Source organism: Tistrella sp., assembly GCF_002684955.1.
GTDB classification, from domain to species: Bacteria; Pseudomonadota; Alphaproteobacteria; order Tistrellales; family Tistrellaceae; genus Tistrella; species Tistrella mobilis.
The window spans coordinates 105515-120634 of record NZ_NYWI01000036.1 but is presented as its reverse complement, the minus strand read 5'-3'; the positions used below and the strand labels follow the sequence as shown (position 1 = coordinate 120634).

Annotated in this window: 16 protein-coding genes and 1 riboswitch; of the genes, 9 read left to right on the top strand and 7 right to left on the bottom strand. The window is 69.7% G+C overall.

Going from position 1 to position 15120, the window contains the following annotated elements; genetic code table 11:
• Positions 1–295 precede the first annotated feature (295 nt).
• Positions 296–1090, top strand: a complete 795-nt coding sequence (locus CMO28_RS13015) for an enoyl-CoA hydratase-related protein (RefSeq protein WP_296714087.1) — start codon at positions 296–298, stop codon at positions 1088–1090.
• Between the two features lie 2 nt (positions 1091–1092).
• Here CMO28_RS13015 and CMO28_RS13010 read toward each other — a convergent pair whose 3' ends face one another.
• Positions 1093–1644, bottom strand: a complete 552-nt coding sequence (locus tag CMO28_RS13010) for a D-glycero-alpha-D-manno-heptose-1,7-bisphosphate 7-phosphatase (protein ID WP_296714086.1) — start codon at positions 1642–1644, stop codon at positions 1093–1095.
• A 100-nt stretch (positions 1645–1744) separates the two neighbouring features.
• Positions 1745–1928: riboswitch (FMN riboswitch) on the top strand.
• Between the two features lie 121 nt (positions 1929–2049).
• On the opposite strand from CMO28_RS13010, the gene CMO28_RS13005 reads away from it, so the two are divergent.
• Positions 2050–2601 (top strand): 6,7-dimethyl-8-ribityllumazine synthase, encoded by a 552-nt coding sequence (locus tag CMO28_RS13005; protein WP_296714084.1) that lies wholly within the window; start codon positions 2050–2052, stop codon positions 2599–2601.
• A gap of 65 nt (positions 2602–2666) precedes the next feature.
• Positions 2667–3062 carry a hypothetical protein gene (locus tag CMO28_RS13000; protein WP_156503379.1) on the top strand — a complete coding sequence of 132 codons (396 nt, stop codon included), beginning with the start codon at positions 2667–2669 and terminating at the stop codon, positions 3060–3062.
• Between the two features lie 22 nt (positions 3063–3084).
• Here CMO28_RS13000 and CMO28_RS12995 read toward each other — a convergent pair whose 3' ends face one another.
• The gene (locus tag CMO28_RS12995) at positions 3085–4335 is read right to left on the bottom strand and encodes an MFS transporter (RefSeq protein ID WP_296714082.1); all 1251 of its coding nucleotides are present in this window, start codon (positions 4333–4335) and stop codon (positions 3085–3087) included.
• 239 nt (positions 4336–4574) lie between these two features.
• On the opposite strand from CMO28_RS12995, the gene panC reads away from it, so the two are divergent.
• Together panC and CMO28_RS12985 are read left to right on the top strand one after the other, a co-directional pair.
• Positions 4575–5492, top strand: a complete 918-nt coding sequence (panC, locus tag CMO28_RS12990) for a pantoate--beta-alanine ligase (RefSeq protein ID WP_296714081.1) — start codon at positions 4575–4577, stop codon at positions 5490–5492.
• A gap of 52 nt (positions 5493–5544) precedes the next feature.
• Positions 5545–6246 (top strand): extensin family protein, encoded by a 702-nt coding sequence (locus tag CMO28_RS12985; RefSeq protein WP_296714079.1) that lies wholly within the window; start codon positions 5545–5547, stop codon positions 6244–6246.
• Between the two features lie 7 nt (positions 6247–6253).
• Here CMO28_RS12985 and CMO28_RS12980 read toward each other — a convergent pair whose 3' ends face one another.
• The gene (locus CMO28_RS12980) at positions 6254–6802 is read right to left on the bottom strand and encodes a MarR family winged helix-turn-helix transcriptional regulator (RefSeq protein ID WP_296714078.1); all 549 of its coding nucleotides are present in this window, start codon (positions 6800–6802) and stop codon (positions 6254–6256) included.
• Positions 6803–6991: 189 nt separating this feature from the next.
• Between CMO28_RS12980 and CMO28_RS12975 the strand changes: the two genes are divergently transcribed.
• Together CMO28_RS12975 and CMO28_RS12970 are read left to right on the top strand one after the other, a co-directional pair.
• Complete coding sequence (locus tag CMO28_RS12975) at positions 6992–8221, top strand: ABC transporter substrate-binding protein (protein WP_296714076.1); 1230 nt, start codon at positions 6992–6994, stop codon at positions 8219–8221.
• A gap of 59 nt (positions 8222–8280) precedes the next feature.
• Complete coding sequence (locus CMO28_RS12970) at positions 8281–9846, top strand: AMP-binding protein (protein WP_296714074.1); 1566 nt, start codon at positions 8281–8283, stop codon at positions 9844–9846.
• Positions 9847–9851: 5 nt separating this feature from the next.
• Here the strand turns inward: CMO28_RS12970 and CMO28_RS12965 are convergent, their stop codons facing one another.
• Genes CMO28_RS12965 through CMO28_RS12955 form a run of 3 tightly spaced genes read right to left on the bottom strand, consistent with a single transcriptional unit; the run spans position 9852 to position 12333 of the window.
• Positions 9852–11297 (bottom strand): sensor histidine kinase, encoded by a 1446-nt coding sequence (locus CMO28_RS12965; protein ID WP_296714073.1) that lies wholly within the window; start codon positions 11295–11297, stop codon positions 9852–9854.
• Entirely contained in the window at positions 11294–11959 is a 666-nt protein-coding gene (locus tag CMO28_RS12960; protein WP_296714070.1) for a response regulator transcription factor, read from the bottom strand. Before CMO28_RS12960 ends, CMO28_RS12965 begins: the two co-directional genes overlap by 4 nt.
• Positions 11956–12333 carry a PepSY domain-containing protein gene (locus CMO28_RS12955; protein ID WP_062761577.1) on the bottom strand — a complete coding sequence of 126 codons (378 nt, stop codon included), beginning with the start codon at positions 12331–12333 and terminating at the stop codon, positions 11956–11958. Before CMO28_RS12955 ends, CMO28_RS12960 begins: the two co-directional genes overlap by 4 nt.
• A 134-nt stretch (positions 12334–12467) precedes the next feature.
• On the opposite strand from CMO28_RS12955, the gene CMO28_RS12950 reads away from it, so the two are divergent.
• Together CMO28_RS12950 and CMO28_RS12945 are read left to right on the top strand one after the other, a co-directional pair.
• On the top strand, positions 12468–13313 hold the full coding sequence (locus CMO28_RS12950) for a PepSY domain-containing protein (protein ID WP_296714068.1): 846 nt from the start codon (positions 12468–12470) through the stop codon (positions 13311–13313).
• Between the two features lie 56 nt (positions 13314–13369).
• Positions 13370–13771, top strand: coding sequence for a hypothetical protein (locus CMO28_RS12945; protein WP_296714066.1), 402 nt, complete (start codon positions 13370–13372; stop codon positions 13769–13771).
• A gap of 6 nt (positions 13772–13777) precedes the next feature.
• Here the strand turns inward: CMO28_RS12945 and CMO28_RS12940 are convergent, their stop codons facing one another.
• Positions 13778–15004: an ABC transporter substrate-binding protein gene (locus tag CMO28_RS12940; RefSeq protein WP_296714065.1), complete on the bottom strand. Its 1227-nt coding sequence runs from the start codon at positions 15002–15004 to the stop codon at positions 13778–13780.
• Between the last annotated feature and the right edge of the window lie 116 nt (positions 15005–15120).

Below are 15120 nucleotides of genomic sequence, written 5' to 3'. Positions count from 1 at the left end.
CGGGGCTGCTGGAAGCTGGCACCTCGCTACCATCCGTCTCGTTCTGCAGCACTTCTTATCCATATACGATAGTCGAACGACCACCCTAACGCATCATGATTCTATAATAATCGCGGAACGGTTTAGTAACACCGTTACGGCATCCGAGTGTATGCAGTCATACTCCGCATGGCGGACGCGGGTTGCCGCAGCATGTCCCGTCCCGCGGCGCCGGGCTAAGCTCTGGCAGGCGCATCGCTGAAAATCATCATGACCAGCCGGCCAGCAGCGCCGGCCCGGCTGGTGGAGGAACCCCATGTCTGAACTGCTTGAACGCATTGAAAACGGCGTCGCCTGGCTGACGCTCAACCGGCCGGAACGGCGCAATGCCATGTCGCGGCCGATGCTGGCCGCGCTGGTCTCGGCCCTCACCCGGCTTGCCGCCGACGATGATGTGCGGGTGGTGGTGCTGACGGGTGCCGGCGGTGCCTTCTGCGCCGGGGGCGACGTCAAGCGCATGGCGGAAACCGCCGAGGCCGAAGCCGCGAAGTCGAGCGAACGCCGGGCGACGGAACTGCGCCAGGTGATGGAAGCCTCGCGCTGGCTGCACGAGATGGGCAAGCCGACCATCGCCGCCCTGCCCGGGCCCGCGGCCGGTGCCGGCCTGTCGCTGGCATTGGCCTGCGACATGCGCATCGCCGCCCGCACCGCCGTGATGACCACCGCCTTCGCCAAGGTGGCCCTGTCGGGTGATTTTGGTGGCAGCTGGTTCCTGACCCAATTGGTCGGCCCCGCCAAGGCGCGGGAGCTTTACTTCACCGCCGAACTGCTCGACATGGCCGCGGCCGAGAAGCTGGGCCTGGTCAACCGCGTGGTCAACGCCGAGGCCCTGGAGGCCGAGACCCGCATGATCGCCGAAACGCTTGCCCGCGGGCCGGCGCTGACCTATGCCGCCATCAAGCGCAATATGAACCTGGCACAGACCGGCACACTGTCGGAGGTGATGGATCTGGAAGCGATCCAACACACCCGCTGTTCGGAAAGCGCCGACCACCGCGAGGCGGCGCAGGCCTTCGTCGAGAAGCGCGCGCCCCGCTTCATCGGCCGCTGACGTCAGGCCGGGCGCGCGTCGTCGATCACCAGACGCGCCGCCGCATCCAGATCCGGCGCCCAGAGATCGGGTGCCGGATCGGACGACCGCGCCGCCGCCTCGTCCCCGATCAGCACGGCCATGGCCCCCACCGCCCGGGCAAGGCCCATATCCGACGGCTTGTCACCGAAGACCACCGCCCGGGTCGGATCGAACCCCAGCCGTGCCGCCGCACGCCGCACCATGCCGGGCGACGGCTTGCGACAGTCGCAGCCCTCGTCGGGCCCGTGGGGGCAGATCTCGATCGCATCGAAGCGGATGCCGTGCGGTGCCAGAAGCTGGCACATCCGATCGTGGATCGCCTCCAGCGCCTCGGGCCGGATCAGGCCGCGGGCGATGCCCGACTGATTGGTCACCACCACCAGGCCGAAACCGGCGGCGACAAGCCGCTTCAGGCCCGCCAGCGCCCCGGGCAGCAGCTCGAACCCGGCCGGATCGGCCAGATAGCCGGTGTCGAGATTGATGGTGCCGTCACGGTCGAGCAGGGCATAGCGGCGGGGCTGGATTTCCGGCATCTGGAGGCGTCTCCGGCGGCGTGATCGGAAGGTGTTGCCGCAAACGGCAGGGCGCGCGTATGGTGAGGCGGTCCGCGCCCTTCCGCAAGGGTCGCGGGCGATACGTTCTCGGGGCGGGGTGGAAGTCCCCACCGGCGGTAGGCAAACGGGCCCGAGGCCCGTTTGCGAGCCCGCGAGCGCCCGCCAGAGGTTCAAGGGCCGGTCGGCCGGAACCGATGGCGGGGTCAGCAGATCCGGTGCGATGCCGGAGCCGACGGTTACAGTCCGGATGGAAGAGAACGGAGAGGCGCGTCCCCGGCGGGACGGGCGGCGGCGCGCTTGCGTGCCCGGGCCGCCCGTGCGGCCAAGGGGGCGTTTCCCCGTGCGCCCTGATTCTGGCAAACCGGTATCCCGATGAGGACCGCCATGAATCAGATCAGTCAGACGACCCCCACCACGATCCACCAGGACGGCGAGGTCACGCCGCGTTTCGCCGTGTTGCGTGCGCGCTGGCATGCCGATCTGGTCGACCGCGCCGTCGACGGCTTTGCGGCCCGCATGGCCGAACGCGGCATTCCCGCCGACGCCATCGACGTGATCGACCTGCCCGGCGCCTTCGAAATCCCGCTGGAGGCCAAGCGCATCGCGGAAGCCGGCCGGCATGTGGCCGTCATCGCGGTGGGCTTCGTGGTCGACGGCGGCATCTACCGCCACGACTTCGTCGCCCGTGCGGTGATCGAGGGGCTGATGCGCGTCCAGCTCGACACCGGCATGCCGGTGTTTTCGGTGGTGCTGACACCGCACCACTTCCACGAGCATGATGTCCATCAGGCCTTCTTCACCGGCCATATGACCACCAAGGGGCACGAGGCCGCCGAGGCCTGCCTTGCCACCCCGGCCGTGCGCGACCGGCTGGGCGACCATGCCACCCGGCCAGACGCCACCAGGCCAGACGCCACCAGGGCCGACGCCGCCTGACCTGCCGGCCCGCCCCGGAGACGGGGCGGGCCCCATCGAGCCATTGCGGAGATCCCATGCGCCACATGCCACACCTCCTGCGCCAGATCGTGCTGGCCGCAGGTGTCGCCACCACCCTCTTCGCCCTGCCGGCCGAAGGTCAGGCCGCCGATCCGGTCTGCTGGGTGGATGTGGACCGCACCAACGCGCTCGCCACGCGCGGCGCCGCGCAGGATGGCGATTTCGCCGCGGCGGTCCGCAAGCTTCTGGCGCGGACCTGCAAGGCCGGCAATCCCCTGCGCGGTTATGTTCCCTATGCCGCCAATGCCCCGGCCGGGGCCGCCAAGGCCGACCGGACCTACGCCGCCTATCCCGACTGGACGGCGGCGGGCAATATCGCGGCCGCAGCCTGCGACATCGACGCGACCATCGCCTTCACCCCCGAAGTGCCGGGCTTCGTCTGCCGCTTCGTCGGTGAGTAGGGGGCAGGAGGAAGAGCAGGGTTCAGACCGGACGGGCCGGCAGGCGCCAGCCGGCCACGACCGCCGCCAGCAGGGCCGCCAGCGCCAGACCGAAGGGCAGCGCCGCCCCCACGACGTACAGCCCGCCCACGGCCGATCCCGCGGCATAGCCTGCGGTCTGGGCTGAATTCAGCAGGCCGGCGCGGGTGCCGCGCAGGCGGGGATCGGCGGTGACGCGGGCGAAGAGCATCGCCACCACCACCGCCATCCCGGCGCCGGTCAGCATCGCGGACGCGACGAAGGCCCACCACGCCCCGCCCCACCAGCCGAGCGCGATCGACAGCGGCAGCAGCACCAGGCCGGCCGCCCAGGCGCGCGCCGCCAGCGCCGGACGGGGCCCAAGCCGCGGCAGGACGAGGGTCTGGACCCCCAGCATCACCACGGCCGCCGCCGCCATGACGATCGCCACCAGCTGCGAGGCCGCGGGCGCCGCCATGTCGAGCCGGGCCATGGCATGCAGGCCGAACACGAACTGCATCATGCCCATGGCGAAAGTGCCGATGCCGACCACCAGAAAAGGCCGCATCATGCCCTCGGTCGCCCGGGGCGGGCGCCCGGCTGCGACGGCCGGACCGCCACGCCCGGCCGCCGCGGCGGCGCCGCCCAGCCCCACCACGACCAGCACGGCCGAGGCGGCACCGATCGCCGACAGCCCCCAGAGCGGCGCCACCGGCCCGACCATCAGCAGGGCCAGCGCCACCGCCGGCCCGGCCAGGCGGCCGACGCTCAACCCCGCGGCCAGGGCGCCGGCTGCCGCCAGGCGCCGCTCGGGCCCCGCCAGATCCACCGCCCAGGCCTGCCCGACCGGATAGATGGCCGAGCCCGCCACGCCGAAGATCAGCCGCGAGACGATCATCACCCCAAGGCCGGTCCCATGGCTGATGCGTCCTGCGGCGAGAAGATCGGCGGCGCCCGCGAACAGGGCATGGGCCAGGGCGGCCCCGACCAGCCCCGCCAGCAGCACGGGTCTGCGGCCGAACCGGTCGCTCAGCCGCCCCCAGAGCGGTGCTCCGACCATGAAAGGCAGCACGCCCAGGGCCACCAGAAGGCCGAGTGTGGCGGCATCGATGCCGGTGGCGGCGATCAGCCCGGGCACGATGGCGACCTGGATGGCCTGCCCTGCCCCGATCACCGCCACCGCAGCCCCCAGCAGCCGCAGGGCATGGCGTGGAACGGCACCGGCAGGCGGTGCAGCGACAGCGGGCGTGGAACCGGCGGAGGATGACCCCGGCATGGACGATACCTTCATCACCTGGGGATGACATTCAACCCATGATGAAAGGAATGCTGAACGCTTTGCGCCTGCCGCGCAATGCCCCTCATACACGACGCACGTTCCCTGTTGATGGATGAAAAGTATCCGATCCTGGAAAACAACTGGCGTGCTGCACCGCAACAGGCTAGCGTGCCGGTCACGCGCCTCCACCCAAGAAGAGGCGCCGGCCATGATCGCCAGAGGAGACCGCCGCTACCATGTCCTCGCCCTCCCTCGCCGCTGCATCGAACCCCGCCGTCGACATCGTCCGGGATCGCGCCGATCTGCGCGGCCGGGTGCTGCGCTGGCGCGCCCAGGGTGCACGCATAGCCCTGGTGCCCACCATGGGCGCCCTGCATGACGGCCATCTGAGCCTGATCGACATCGCGCGCGCCCGGGCCGACCGGGTGGTGGTCAGCATCTTCGTCAACCCCACGCAGTTCGCACCCGGAGAGGATTTCGACCGCTACCCGCGCGACGAGGCCGGTGATCTGGCCCGGCTGGCGGAACGGGGTGTCGATCTTGCCTGGATGCCGGCGGTCGGCGACATGTACCGCCCCGATGCCGCCACCACCGTGCATGTCGACCGGCTGACCGAGGGGCTGTGCGGCCCCTGGCGCCCCGGCCATTTCGACGGCATGGCGACGGTGGTCGCCAAGCTGCTGATCGGCTGCGGGCCGGATGTGGCCGTGTTCGGCGAGAAGGACTGGCAGCAATTGCAGGTGATCCGGCGCATGGTGACGGATCTCGACATCCCGGTGGAGATCGTGGGCGCCCCCACCAGCCGCGAGCCATCGGGCCTCGCCCGGTCGTCGCGCAATGTCTATCTCGACGCCCGCGAGCGCCCGGCCGCCGAGGCACTGAACGGCGTGCTGCACGAAACCGCCGCGGCCATCCTGGCCGCCGCCGCCGATGAAGGTGATGCGGTCGCAGGCGCCCTCACCCGCGGCCGCGCACGGCTCACCGATCTCGGTTATGGCCGGGTCGAATATCTGGATCTGGTCGATGCCGAAACCCTGGCGCCGCTGGACCGGGCGCCGGTGCCGGGCCGGCCGGCCCGGCTGCTGGTCGCGGCGCGGCTGGGCAGCACCCGGCTGATCGACAACATTCCGGTCGAGACCCGGACAACGGCGTGACCGATCCGTGTCCCGGCTTGGCTGACCTGTCGGGCGCCCCACCTGACAGGTCATGCGCCCTGCACGCCTGATCCTGACCGTCCTGATCCTCGGCCTCGCCGGTGCCGGCCTCGCTCTGGCTGCCGGGCTGGTGCGGCTGCCGGATCGCTGGAACCCCTTCGCCCCGCCGGTCATCGCCGACGCCCCGAACCTGCTGACCGACTGGAAGATCGCCCGGCTGAAGGACGCGCCCGACCAGTGCCTGACGGTGCTTGAGACCGGGTCGCTGGCCTTCACGCCGGTGCCCGACCGGCAGACGGCAGAAAGCTGCGGCTTCCGGAACGCCGTCCGGGTCGGTGGTGCCGAAGATCTGCGCTTCTCGTCGGGCTTTACCGCCAGCTGTCCGCTGATGGTCGCCTGGTCGATCTTCGAGCGCCACATTCTGCAACCCGCCGCCCGTCGCCATTTCGCAAGCCCGGTTGCGCGGGTCGAACATCTGGGTACCTATGCCTGCCGCCCGGTGCGCGGCGGCAGCACCCCCAGCCAGCATGCCACCGCCAATGCGATCGACATCGCCGGCCTGGTGCTCGCCGACGGAACCCGCATCACCCTGGCGCGCGACTGGTCGGGCGACGACGCCCGCAAGCGCGCCTTCCTGCGCGAGCTGCGTGACGGCGCCTGCGAGGTGTTTCGCGGCGTGCTCGGCCCCGACTACAACGCGGCCCATCGCGACCATTTCCATCTGGACATGGGGCGCTGGAGCATCTGCCGCTGACCGGCGCTCAGCTGTCGCCGTCGCCCTCGCCGGTTGCCGCCATCCCCCGCGCCAGAAGCGGCCGGTCTTCGGCCCGGGCCAGCGCCATCATGATGGTCGAGAAATCATCGGCATGGCGCGGCCCCGCCGCGCGGATCGCGGCCGAAATCACCGCCTCCTGACAGGCAAAGGCGGCCCGCTCCATCCGGATGCCCGCCTCGGTGAGATAGAGCCGCCGCCGCCGCCGGTCGCCGCGATCGGTTTCCTGGTGCAACAGCCCGTCATCGAGCAGCCGGTTCAGCACCCGGGCCACGCCCTGCGCCGTGATCCCCAGGATGTCGAGCAGCTCCCCCACCGTGATCCCCGGCAACCGGGCCGCGAAATACATCACCCGGTAATGGGCGCGGCCAAGCCCGTGCTCGCGCAGGAAGCTGTCGGCATCGCCGGTGAAGCCGCGATGGGCGAAGAAAAACAGCTGCGCGACCCGATGGGCGGCGGCGGTCGCATCCGCCAGATCGCCGAGCGGCGCGCGCTTCGGCAGCTCCGGGCTGGACGGGTCTCGCGGGGTGTCTGACATCGGGGCTCCGGCTGGCGGCTTTGAAACATCCTGCGTCCCGCCGGGGGCCGGGGTCAAGCGAGCCATGTTTCAAACCAAATAGCACAATAATATTGTGTTACTATGATCAGCTGATAGTCTCTCATCCAGAACCGACTGATGCGGCAGGCAAGACCGCAGAGGTCACCGACCCCCGGGAGGATCCCAAGGATGATCGCGCTCAAGACCCCGCTGACCCGCCTGATGGCCGCGGCCCTGCTCGCCGGCACCGCCAGCCTCGCCCTCGCCGCCCCGGCCATGGCCGGCGCCGATGGTGCCGTGAAGATCGGCATCCTCAACGACCGCTCCGGTCCCTATTCCGACGCCACCGGCGAAGGCGCCGTGGTCGCGGCCCGCATGGCGGTGGAGGATTTCGGCGGCAAGGCGCTGGGCAAGGACGTCGAGATCGTCTCGGCCGACCACCAGAACAAGGCCGATATCGGCTCGTCGACGGTGAACCGCTGGCTGGATGTCGAGGGTGTGGACGCCATCTTCGACGTGCCGAATTCGGGCGTGCTGCTGGCGCTGCAGGAAATCGTCCGCAACAAGGACGGCATCCTGGTCTCCTCGGGCGGCGGCGTGTCGAAGTTCACCGGTGAGGCCTGCTCGCCCTACGGCTTCCAGTGGAGCTACGACACCTATTCGGTCGCCAATGCGCTGGGCCGCGCCACGGTCGCGGAAGGTGGTGACAACTGGTTCCTGGTCCAGGTCGACTATGCCTTCGGCGAGGCCCTGGCCAGCGATCTGACCAAGGCGATCACCGAGGCCGGCGGTAAGATCGCGGGTTCGGTCAAGCATCCGCTGAACACGCCGGACTTCTCGTCCTACCTGCTGCAGGCCCAGGGCTCGGGTGCCAACACGGTGGCGCTGATCAATGCCGGCGGCGACACGGTCAATGCGCTCAAGCAGGCGAAGGAATTCGGCCTCGCCGACTCGGGCCAGAAGATGGTCGCCATGCTGTTCTTCAATACCGACGTGCTGGCGATCGGCGCCGACGACCTCAAGGGCCTGACCGCGATCAACGGCTATGAGGCGAGCCTGAATGCCGAAACCCAGGCCTTCGGCGAGCGCTTCGCCAGGCTGCACGGCACCTGGCCGACCTCTCTGCAGATCGGCGTCTATTCGGCGGTGAACCACTATCTGAAGGCGGTCGAGGCCGCCGGCACCGATGCCCGCGATCAGGTCGCGGCCAAGATGCGCGAGATGCCGGTCGAGGATCTGTTCGTGAAGGACGGCAAGGTCCGCGCCGACGGGCTGATGATCCACGACATGCTGCTGACCGAGGTGAAGCCGTCGTCGGAGTCGAAGACCCGCGGCGACGTGTTCAAGGTGGTGCGCGCGATTCCGGGCGACGAGGCCTTCCGCCCGCTCGACAAGGGCGGCTGCCCTCTGGTCAAGTGATCCCGGTCCTGCAGCAGGAACCAGGCCCACAATAAGAAACCGGGAAGGAACCGCCCCCCATGCGCATCATCGATTTTTTCGATCGGGGGGCGGCCATCGCCCCCGATCGTGAGGCCCTGGTCTCGGCCGGGCACAGCCTCACCTATACCGAAGCCCGCACCCTCACCTGCCGCATCGCCGCCGCCCTGGTCGCCCGGGCGGGCGGCGATCCGGCAGCGGGCGGCACCGTCGCGGTCTGGAGCCCCAATCACGCGCTCGCCTTCGCCTGCCTGCTCGGCGGCGTCAGGGCCGGCGGGGTCTGGGCGCCGATCAATGCTCGCGGCCATGCCGACGACAATATCGACTTTCTCGACACCGCCGACTGCCGGACGCTGTTCATCCATTCAAGCTTCGCCGGCTATCTGCCGCGGATCCGCGAGACGGTAACCACGCTCGAAGACGTGATCTGCATCGACGGCCCGCTCGACGGCGCCCTCTCGCTCGACGATCTGCTGGCCCGGGCGGAGGGGCTGCCGGTCCCCGATCTGCGTCCCGATCCGAACCGCCTGGCCGCCCTTTTCCCCACCGGCGGCACCACCGGCCGCTCCAAGGCCGTGCGGCTGACCGAGGGGGTGTGGACGGCGCTGATTGCAATCACCCACGCCGCCATGCCGCCGGTCGACCGTCCGGTCTATCTGGTCGCCGCCCCGATGACCCATGCCGCGGGCGCCATGGCCTTCCCGGCGCTTGCCGCCGGAGCCCGGGTGGTGATCATCGAGCGCGCCGATCCGCTGGAGGTGATGGAGGCGATCGACCGCGAGAAGGTCACCGACCTCTTCCTGCCGCCGACCGTGATCTACGGCATGCTCGGCCATCCGCGGCTGCGCGACTTCGACTACGGCTCGCTCCGCCATTTCATCTATGCCGCCTCGCCCATGGCACCCGACAAGCTGGCCGAGGCGATCAGGGTTTTCGGCCCGGTGATGGCCCAGACCTATGGCCAGGCCGAAGCGCCGATGCTCTGCACCTTCCTGTCGCCGGCCGAACATGCGGCGGCGGCAGCCGATCCCGCCCTCGTCCACCGCCTCGCATCCTGCGGCCGCCCGACCCTGCTGACCCGGGTCGAGATCATGGATGACGACGGCAACGTCCTGCCCCGGGGCGAGCGGGGCGAGATCGTGGTCCGCGGCGACCTGGTGATGGCGGGCTATCACAAGCGCCCCGAGGCGACGGCAGAGGTCAGCCAGTTCGGCTGGCACCATACCGGCGATGTCGGCTGGATGGATGCGGACGGTTTCGTCTACATCGTCGACCGCAAGAAGGACATGATCATCACTGGCGGCTTCAACGTCTATTCGGCCGAGGTCGAAAACGTGATCCAGGGCCATGCCGCCGTGCAGAACTGCGTCGTGATCGGCGTCCCCGACCCGAAATGGGGCGAGGCGGTGACCGCGGTGGTCGAGCCCGTTCCCGGCGCCGAAGTGACGGCGGAAGAGCTGATCGCCCTTTGCCGGTCAAAGCTCGGCCCGGTCAAGACACCCAAATCGGTGCTGTTCGAAGAGGCCCTGCCGCGCAGCCCGGTGGGCAAGATCCTGAAACGGGCGGTCCGCGACCGCTTCTGGAGCGGGCGCGACCGGCTGGTGTGATCCCCTCACCGGCGGCGCCGGCCGGTCTCTTCCGCCCGGGGCAGCGTCACCCGGGCAGCGAGACCGCCCAGTTCCTCGCTCGCGGTCAGCGCGAGCGTGCCGCCATAGATCTCGACCACATCCGAGACGATGGACAGGCCGAGCCCCGATCCAGGCACCCGCTCGTCCAGCCGCCGGCCGCGCTGGAGGGCTGCCCGGGCCTGATCGGGGGTCAGGCCCGGGCCGTCATCCTCGATCAGGATCAGGAGCATGTCGCCGTCGGCTGCCGCACCGCTCACCCGGACGCGGGCGGCGGCCCATTTGCAGGCATTCTCCATCAGATTGCCCAGGATCTCTTCCAGATCCTGACGCTCGCCGCGGAAGTCGAGCTCGCCACGAGACTCGAGATCCGGGGCCAGATCGACGGCGATGGAAAGCGGCGGGTCGCGGCGGGCGAACATCCGCTCCAGACTGCGGGCAATGTCGGCGGCAACCGGCGCGACCGGCGTCCGGGCCCCGATCACCGCGGCATTGGCGGCGGCAGAGGCGCGGGTCAGATGACGCTCGACGATCAGCCGCATGGCGTCGATCTGCCGGCGGGCAACCTCGCGCCGGTCCTCGGGCAGATCGGCAATGTCGGCCGCGAGCAGGGTCAGCGGGGTCTTGAGCCCATGGGCGAGATTGCCGGCCTGGGCGCGGGCCCGGCGCACCACCTCGGCATCATGGTCGAGCACGCCGTTCATCGCCCGGACCAGCGGCAGCACCTCGCGCGGGCGCTGTTCGTCGAGCCGGGCCGCCCGGCCGGCGCGGATCGCATCCAGATCGCCCGAGAGCCGCCGGAGCGGCGCCAGCCCCCAGCGCAGCTGAACCAGCGTCAGCAGCGTCGCCACCAGCACCAGCCCGCCCAGCATCAGGATCAGCAAGCGGTCGAAACGCCGGGTCTCCAGCCCGATTTCGGCCGCATCGGCCGCCACCGCCACCACCAGCGGACCGTCATGATCGGGGAGCGTGATGGTGCGGGCGACCAGACGCAGCGGCACGCCTTCGGTCGGCCCGTCGACGATCTGACGGACGGCGGCCGGGCCGGAGCCCGGGGTGCCGGCGACATCCAGCGTCTGATCCCAGAGCGAGCGCGAGGCGAGCACGACCTCGTCGGTCATGCCTTCCTGGCCGACCTCTTCCACCTGCCAGTACCAGCCCGAAAAGATCTGGTCGAAGCGCGGGTCACCGAGGCCGCGATCGAGACCGATGGCACCGTCGCGCCCCACCCTGAGCGCCGCGACCAGCGCCCGGTGCAAGGCTTCGAGCCGCTGATCGAACGCCGCCTCGACCGAGCGATGGAAGGCATGGGAGAGCGCAAAACCGCCGGCGGTGACGGCGATCAGGGTCGAAACCAGGGCCGCCGCGGCCAGGCGGAGCGCGATCGACCCCGCGCGGCGGGGCGGGGGTGCGGAGCCGGGATCCTCGCTCAACTGGCGCCCGCCTCCAGCACCCAGCCGCGGCCGCGCACGGTGCGGATCAGCGGCCGGTCGAGCTTGCGGCGGATGCGGGCGAGCAGCACGTCGACGACGTTGGAATCCGGATCGGCATCGCGTTCATAGACATGCTCGACGATTTCGCTCCGGCCGACCACCCGACCCTGATTGTGCATCAGATAGGCGAGCAGCCGGTATTCCTGGGCGGTGAGGTCGAGCCCGGTGCCGTCGATCCGGAAACGGCCGGCGCGGATGTCGAGCACCAGCGATCCGCAGCGCAGATCCGCCGCCGCATGGCCCGAAGCCCGGCGGATCAGGGCATGAAGGCGCAGCACCACCTCGCCCATTTCGAAAGGCTTGGTCATGTAGTCGTCGGCACCGGCATGGAAGCCGGCCTGTTTTTCCGACCAGCGGCCGCGCGCCGTCAGGATCAGCACCGGCATGTCCAGCCCGTCCTCGCGCCAGCGCTGCAGCACGCTGACCCCGTTCATGCCCGGCAGGCCCACATCCAGCACCACCGCATCATAGGTTTCGGTCTGGCCCAGATATTCGGCGAGCGTCCCATCGGCGGCGATGTCGACCGTGAACCCCGCCTCGATCAGCACCTTCTTAAGCCGGTCGGCAAGCTCGGCATCGTCTTCGGCGAGCAGAATTCTCATCGGATCCTCGCAGCCTCGATCCCCCGGCCGGCGACTTCCAGAAAGGCGCCATCCGAGGCCCGGAAGCGGAATTTCAGCACGGTTCCGGCCTCGGTCAACAGGTCGACGACATAGATCATGTCGTCGTCGTCATCGTCGTCGCGTTCGAGTTCCGCCTCGATCACCCGGCCGCGATAGCGCTCGCCGATCCAGGCGACGATGCGCGAGAGCGGCACCACCCGGCCTTCGCGCACGGCTTCGCGCAGCGCCCGGCGATCCCCGGGCGGATCGGCAAGGCCCGGCTGCGGGGCGAAAACGGTCAGCGCCACCGGCACGGCAAGGGCCAGGGCGGTCGAGATGCGGCGCAGGTGGCGGTGGAGACGGATTACGCGCATGCGCGTGATCCTGCCCGATCTTCCATGAACGGTACATGAACGGATCGTTCAGTTTCCGGCGAGGGCCGGGCTGCCATGATGGCTTCATCGAGACGCGCCGGACACGGCGTGTGGAGACGCAGAGGAGTGACGACATGACCGCCAGGACGACGCGACGCCGCCCGATCGCCGCAGCCACCTTCGGGGCCGCGGCACTGGGGCTGATCGCGGCCACCCTGCCCGCCGCACCGGCCCGGGCGCTCGACACGCCGATCGGCCAGCTGGATCTCTATCGCGAGATCACCATCGCGGGCACCGTCACCGGTGTCTGGGGCAACGACTTCGTGCTCGAGGATCCGAGCGGCAAGGTGCTGGTCCATGCCGGCCCCCACTGGTACCACGATGTCGGCGTGAAGGAAGGCGACCGGCTGACGGTCACCGGCCGCATCGCCGGCCCGAATTTCGACGCCACCACCATCACCTGGGATGACGGCCGCAGCTTCACCGTCCGCCCCGCCGACGGCCCGCCGCCCTGGGGCGGGAAGGAGCGGGAGCGGGGCGATCGCGACCGGGGCCCGCGCCACGACCGGCCCCATGACGGCCCCGGCCCGCGCCCGGCCGCCGAACTGGATCTGCGGGTGCTGGGCGAACGGCTGGCGGCAGGCGGCTATACCCGGATCACCGATGTCGATCTCGACCGTCGCCACATTTCGGCCGAGGCCGTCTCTCGCGACGGGCTGCAGGTGGAATTGCATATCGATCCGCGCAGCTACGAGGTCATCCGCGAGCGCCGTGACGACGGTGACCGCCGCCCCGACATCGCGCTGGATCTGCCGGCCCTTGCCCGGATGCTCAGCGACCGGGGCTACGCGACCATCACCGATGTCAGCATCGATGACGGGCTGATCGAGGTCAATGCCGTCGCCCGTGGCAATGAGCGCGTCGAGCTTGAGATCGACCCCCAAACCCTGAACATCCTGCGCGAGCGCCGCGACGACTGATCCGGCGCCCGCAGGCCCCTGCCCCCCAGCCAGCCCCTGCCTAAGGAGGCAAGCCCATGTCGGACCCACAGCCTGCCCGTCCGGCATCCCCCCGGCGCCGTCCGGCTGCCGTCGCGATCACCATCGCGGCGGCGGCCCTGCTGCTCGGCGCCTGCGTCCCCCATGAACGACGCAGCTGGGGATATGGCGACCCGCCGCCGCGGGTCTATCATGCACCCCGCTATGGCTATGCCCCGCCGCCACCGCCGCGGGTGATCTATGTGCCCCGGCCGCCGGTGCGGGTGGTGACGCCGCCGCCGCATCACGGGCCGCGGCCGGGGGAGTATCATCACCGCCCCCGGGACCGGGACGGCCGCGGCCGCGGCGATGGTCGCTGGGATGACGACCGGCCCCACCACCGCGATCGGGATCGTGACCGGGACAGGGATCGCGACGGCTGGGGCCGGGGCCGGTCCTGACCGGCCTCAGCCGGCCGTGCCGCCGGTGACCAGGGGGCACCCACCCTGGTCGAGCGGCCGGAAGGCCTGATCGCCCGGCACCGTGCGGATCAGCTTCAGATAGTCCCAGGGACGGGTGGATTCGCCCGGCGCCTTCACCTCCAGCACATAAAGATCATGGACCATGCGGCCGTCGGGCCGGATATGGCCGTTCTTCGCGAACATGTCGTTCACGGGCGTCGCGCGCATCTGCGCGTTCACCGCATCGGTCGCATCGGTGCCGGCATCCGTCACCGCCTGAAGATAGTGGCGGACCGCCGAATAGGTGCCGGCCTGGCCCATGGTCGGCATGGCGCCGTGGCGGGCGAAGAACCGCTCCGACCAGGCGCGGGTCTCGTCGTTCAGATCCCAATAAAAGGCCTGGGTCATGATCAGGCCCTGGGCGGTCTCCAGCCCGATCGCATGGATATCGGTGATGTGGAGATAGAGCCCGGCGAGCCTGAGGCCCGATGCGGCCAGGCCGAATTCCGCCGCCTGCTTGATTGCGTTCACCGAATCGGCACCGGCATTGGCAAGGCCGATCATCCGCGCCCCCGACCCCTGCGCCTGAAGCAGGAAGGACGAGAAATCCGAGGTTCCCTGCGGATGGCGCACACCGCCCAGCACCTTGCCGCCGGCAGCCTCGACGGCAGCTTTCGTGTCGCGCTCCAGCGCGTGGCCGAAGGCGTAATCGGCGGTGAGGAAATACCACGGACCCTGATCCGCCAGCGGCAGGCCGGTACCGACCGCAAGGCCGTAGGTGTCATAGGTCCAGTGGATGCCGGTGGGCGCGCAGGCCTGGCCGGTGAAATCCGACGAGCCGCCCGTGGAGGCCAGCACCAGCCGGTTCTTCTGCCGGCCGATCTCCTGCACCGCCAGCAGCACCGACGAGGTCGGGATGTCGGCGATGACATCGACCTGTTCCTCGTCGATCCAGCGATTGACCAGGGTCACGCCGATATCGGGCTTGTTCTGATGGTCGCCCGAGACGATCACGATCGGCTTACCCAGGATCGCGCCGCCGAACTCTTCGGCCGCCATTTCGGCGGCAATCACCGAGCCGCGGCCGGCCATGTCGGCATAGATGCCGGACATGTCGTTCAGCACGCCGATCTTGATCACCCCGTCGGAGATCGCGTCATCCCCGGCGGCCATTGCCGGCACCGCCGCCACCAGCGCGGCGGCCACCGCCGCACGCACGCCGAAATTCGCCATGAACATATACCCCCGCATGCGTCCGGACCCGCTCCGGAATTCCGCAGGGCGGTTCATACGATTTCACGTCAGGAGGCGTCAAATCAATATTTATTTAACGAATATATCATGTAGAT

What these genes read in the sequence shown, in the direction of transcription:
- CMO28_RS12940 (WP_296714065.1), bottom strand. Translation starts at nt 15,004, where the DNA reads ATGGCGAATTTCGGCGTGCGTGCGGCGGTGGCCGCCGCGCTGGTGGCG.
- CMO28_RS12970 (WP_296714074.1), top strand. Translation starts at nt 8,281, where the DNA reads ATGCGCATCATCGATTTTTTCGATCGGGGGGCGGCCATCGCCCCCGAT.
- CMO28_RS12945 (WP_296714066.1), top strand. Translation starts at nt 13,370, where the DNA reads ATGTCGGACCCACAGCCTGCCCGTCCGGCATCCCCCCGGCGCCGTCCG.
- CMO28_RS13005 (WP_296714084.1), top strand. Translation starts at nt 2,050, where the DNA reads ATGAATCAGATCAGTCAGACGACCCCCACCACGATCCACCAGGACGGC.
- CMO28_RS13015 (WP_296714087.1), top strand. Translation starts at nt 296, where the DNA reads ATGTCTGAACTGCTTGAACGCATTGAAAACGGCGTCGCCTGGCTGACG.
- CMO28_RS12960 (WP_296714070.1), bottom strand. Translation starts at nt 11,959, where the DNA reads ATGAGAATTCTGCTCGCCGAAGACGATGCCGAGCTTGCCGACCGGCTT.
- CMO28_RS12985 (WP_296714079.1), top strand. Translation starts at nt 5,545, where the DNA reads ATGCGCCCTGCACGCCTGATCCTGACCGTCCTGATCCTCGGCCTCGCC.
- CMO28_RS12980 (WP_296714078.1), bottom strand. Translation starts at nt 6,802, where the DNA reads ATGTCAGACACCCCGCGAGACCCGTCCAGCCCGGAGCTGCCGAAGCGC.
- CMO28_RS12955 (WP_062761577.1), bottom strand. Translation starts at nt 12,333, where the DNA reads ATGCGCGTAATCCGTCTCCACCGCCACCTGCGCCGCATCTCGACCGCC.
- CMO28_RS12975 (WP_296714076.1), top strand. Translation starts at nt 6,992, where the DNA reads ATGATCGCGCTCAAGACCCCGCTGACCCGCCTGATGGCCGCGGCCCTG.
- CMO28_RS13000 (WP_156503379.1), top strand. Translation starts at nt 2,667, where the DNA reads ATGCCACACCTCCTGCGCCAGATCGTGCTGGCCGCAGGTGTCGCCACC.
- CMO28_RS12995 (WP_296714082.1), bottom strand. Translation starts at nt 4,335, where the DNA reads ATGCCGGGGTCATCCTCCGCCGGTTCCACGCCCGCTGTCGCTGCACCG.
- panC (WP_296714081.1), top strand. Translation starts at nt 4,575, where the DNA reads ATGTCCTCGCCCTCCCTCGCCGCTGCATCGAACCCCGCCGTCGACATC.
- CMO28_RS13010 (WP_296714086.1), bottom strand. Translation starts at nt 1,644, where the DNA reads ATGCCGGAAATCCAGCCCCGCCGCTATGCCCTGCTCGACCGTGACGGC.
- CMO28_RS12950 (WP_296714068.1), top strand. Translation starts at nt 12,468, where the DNA reads ATGACCGCCAGGACGACGCGACGCCGCCCGATCGCCGCAGCCACCTTC.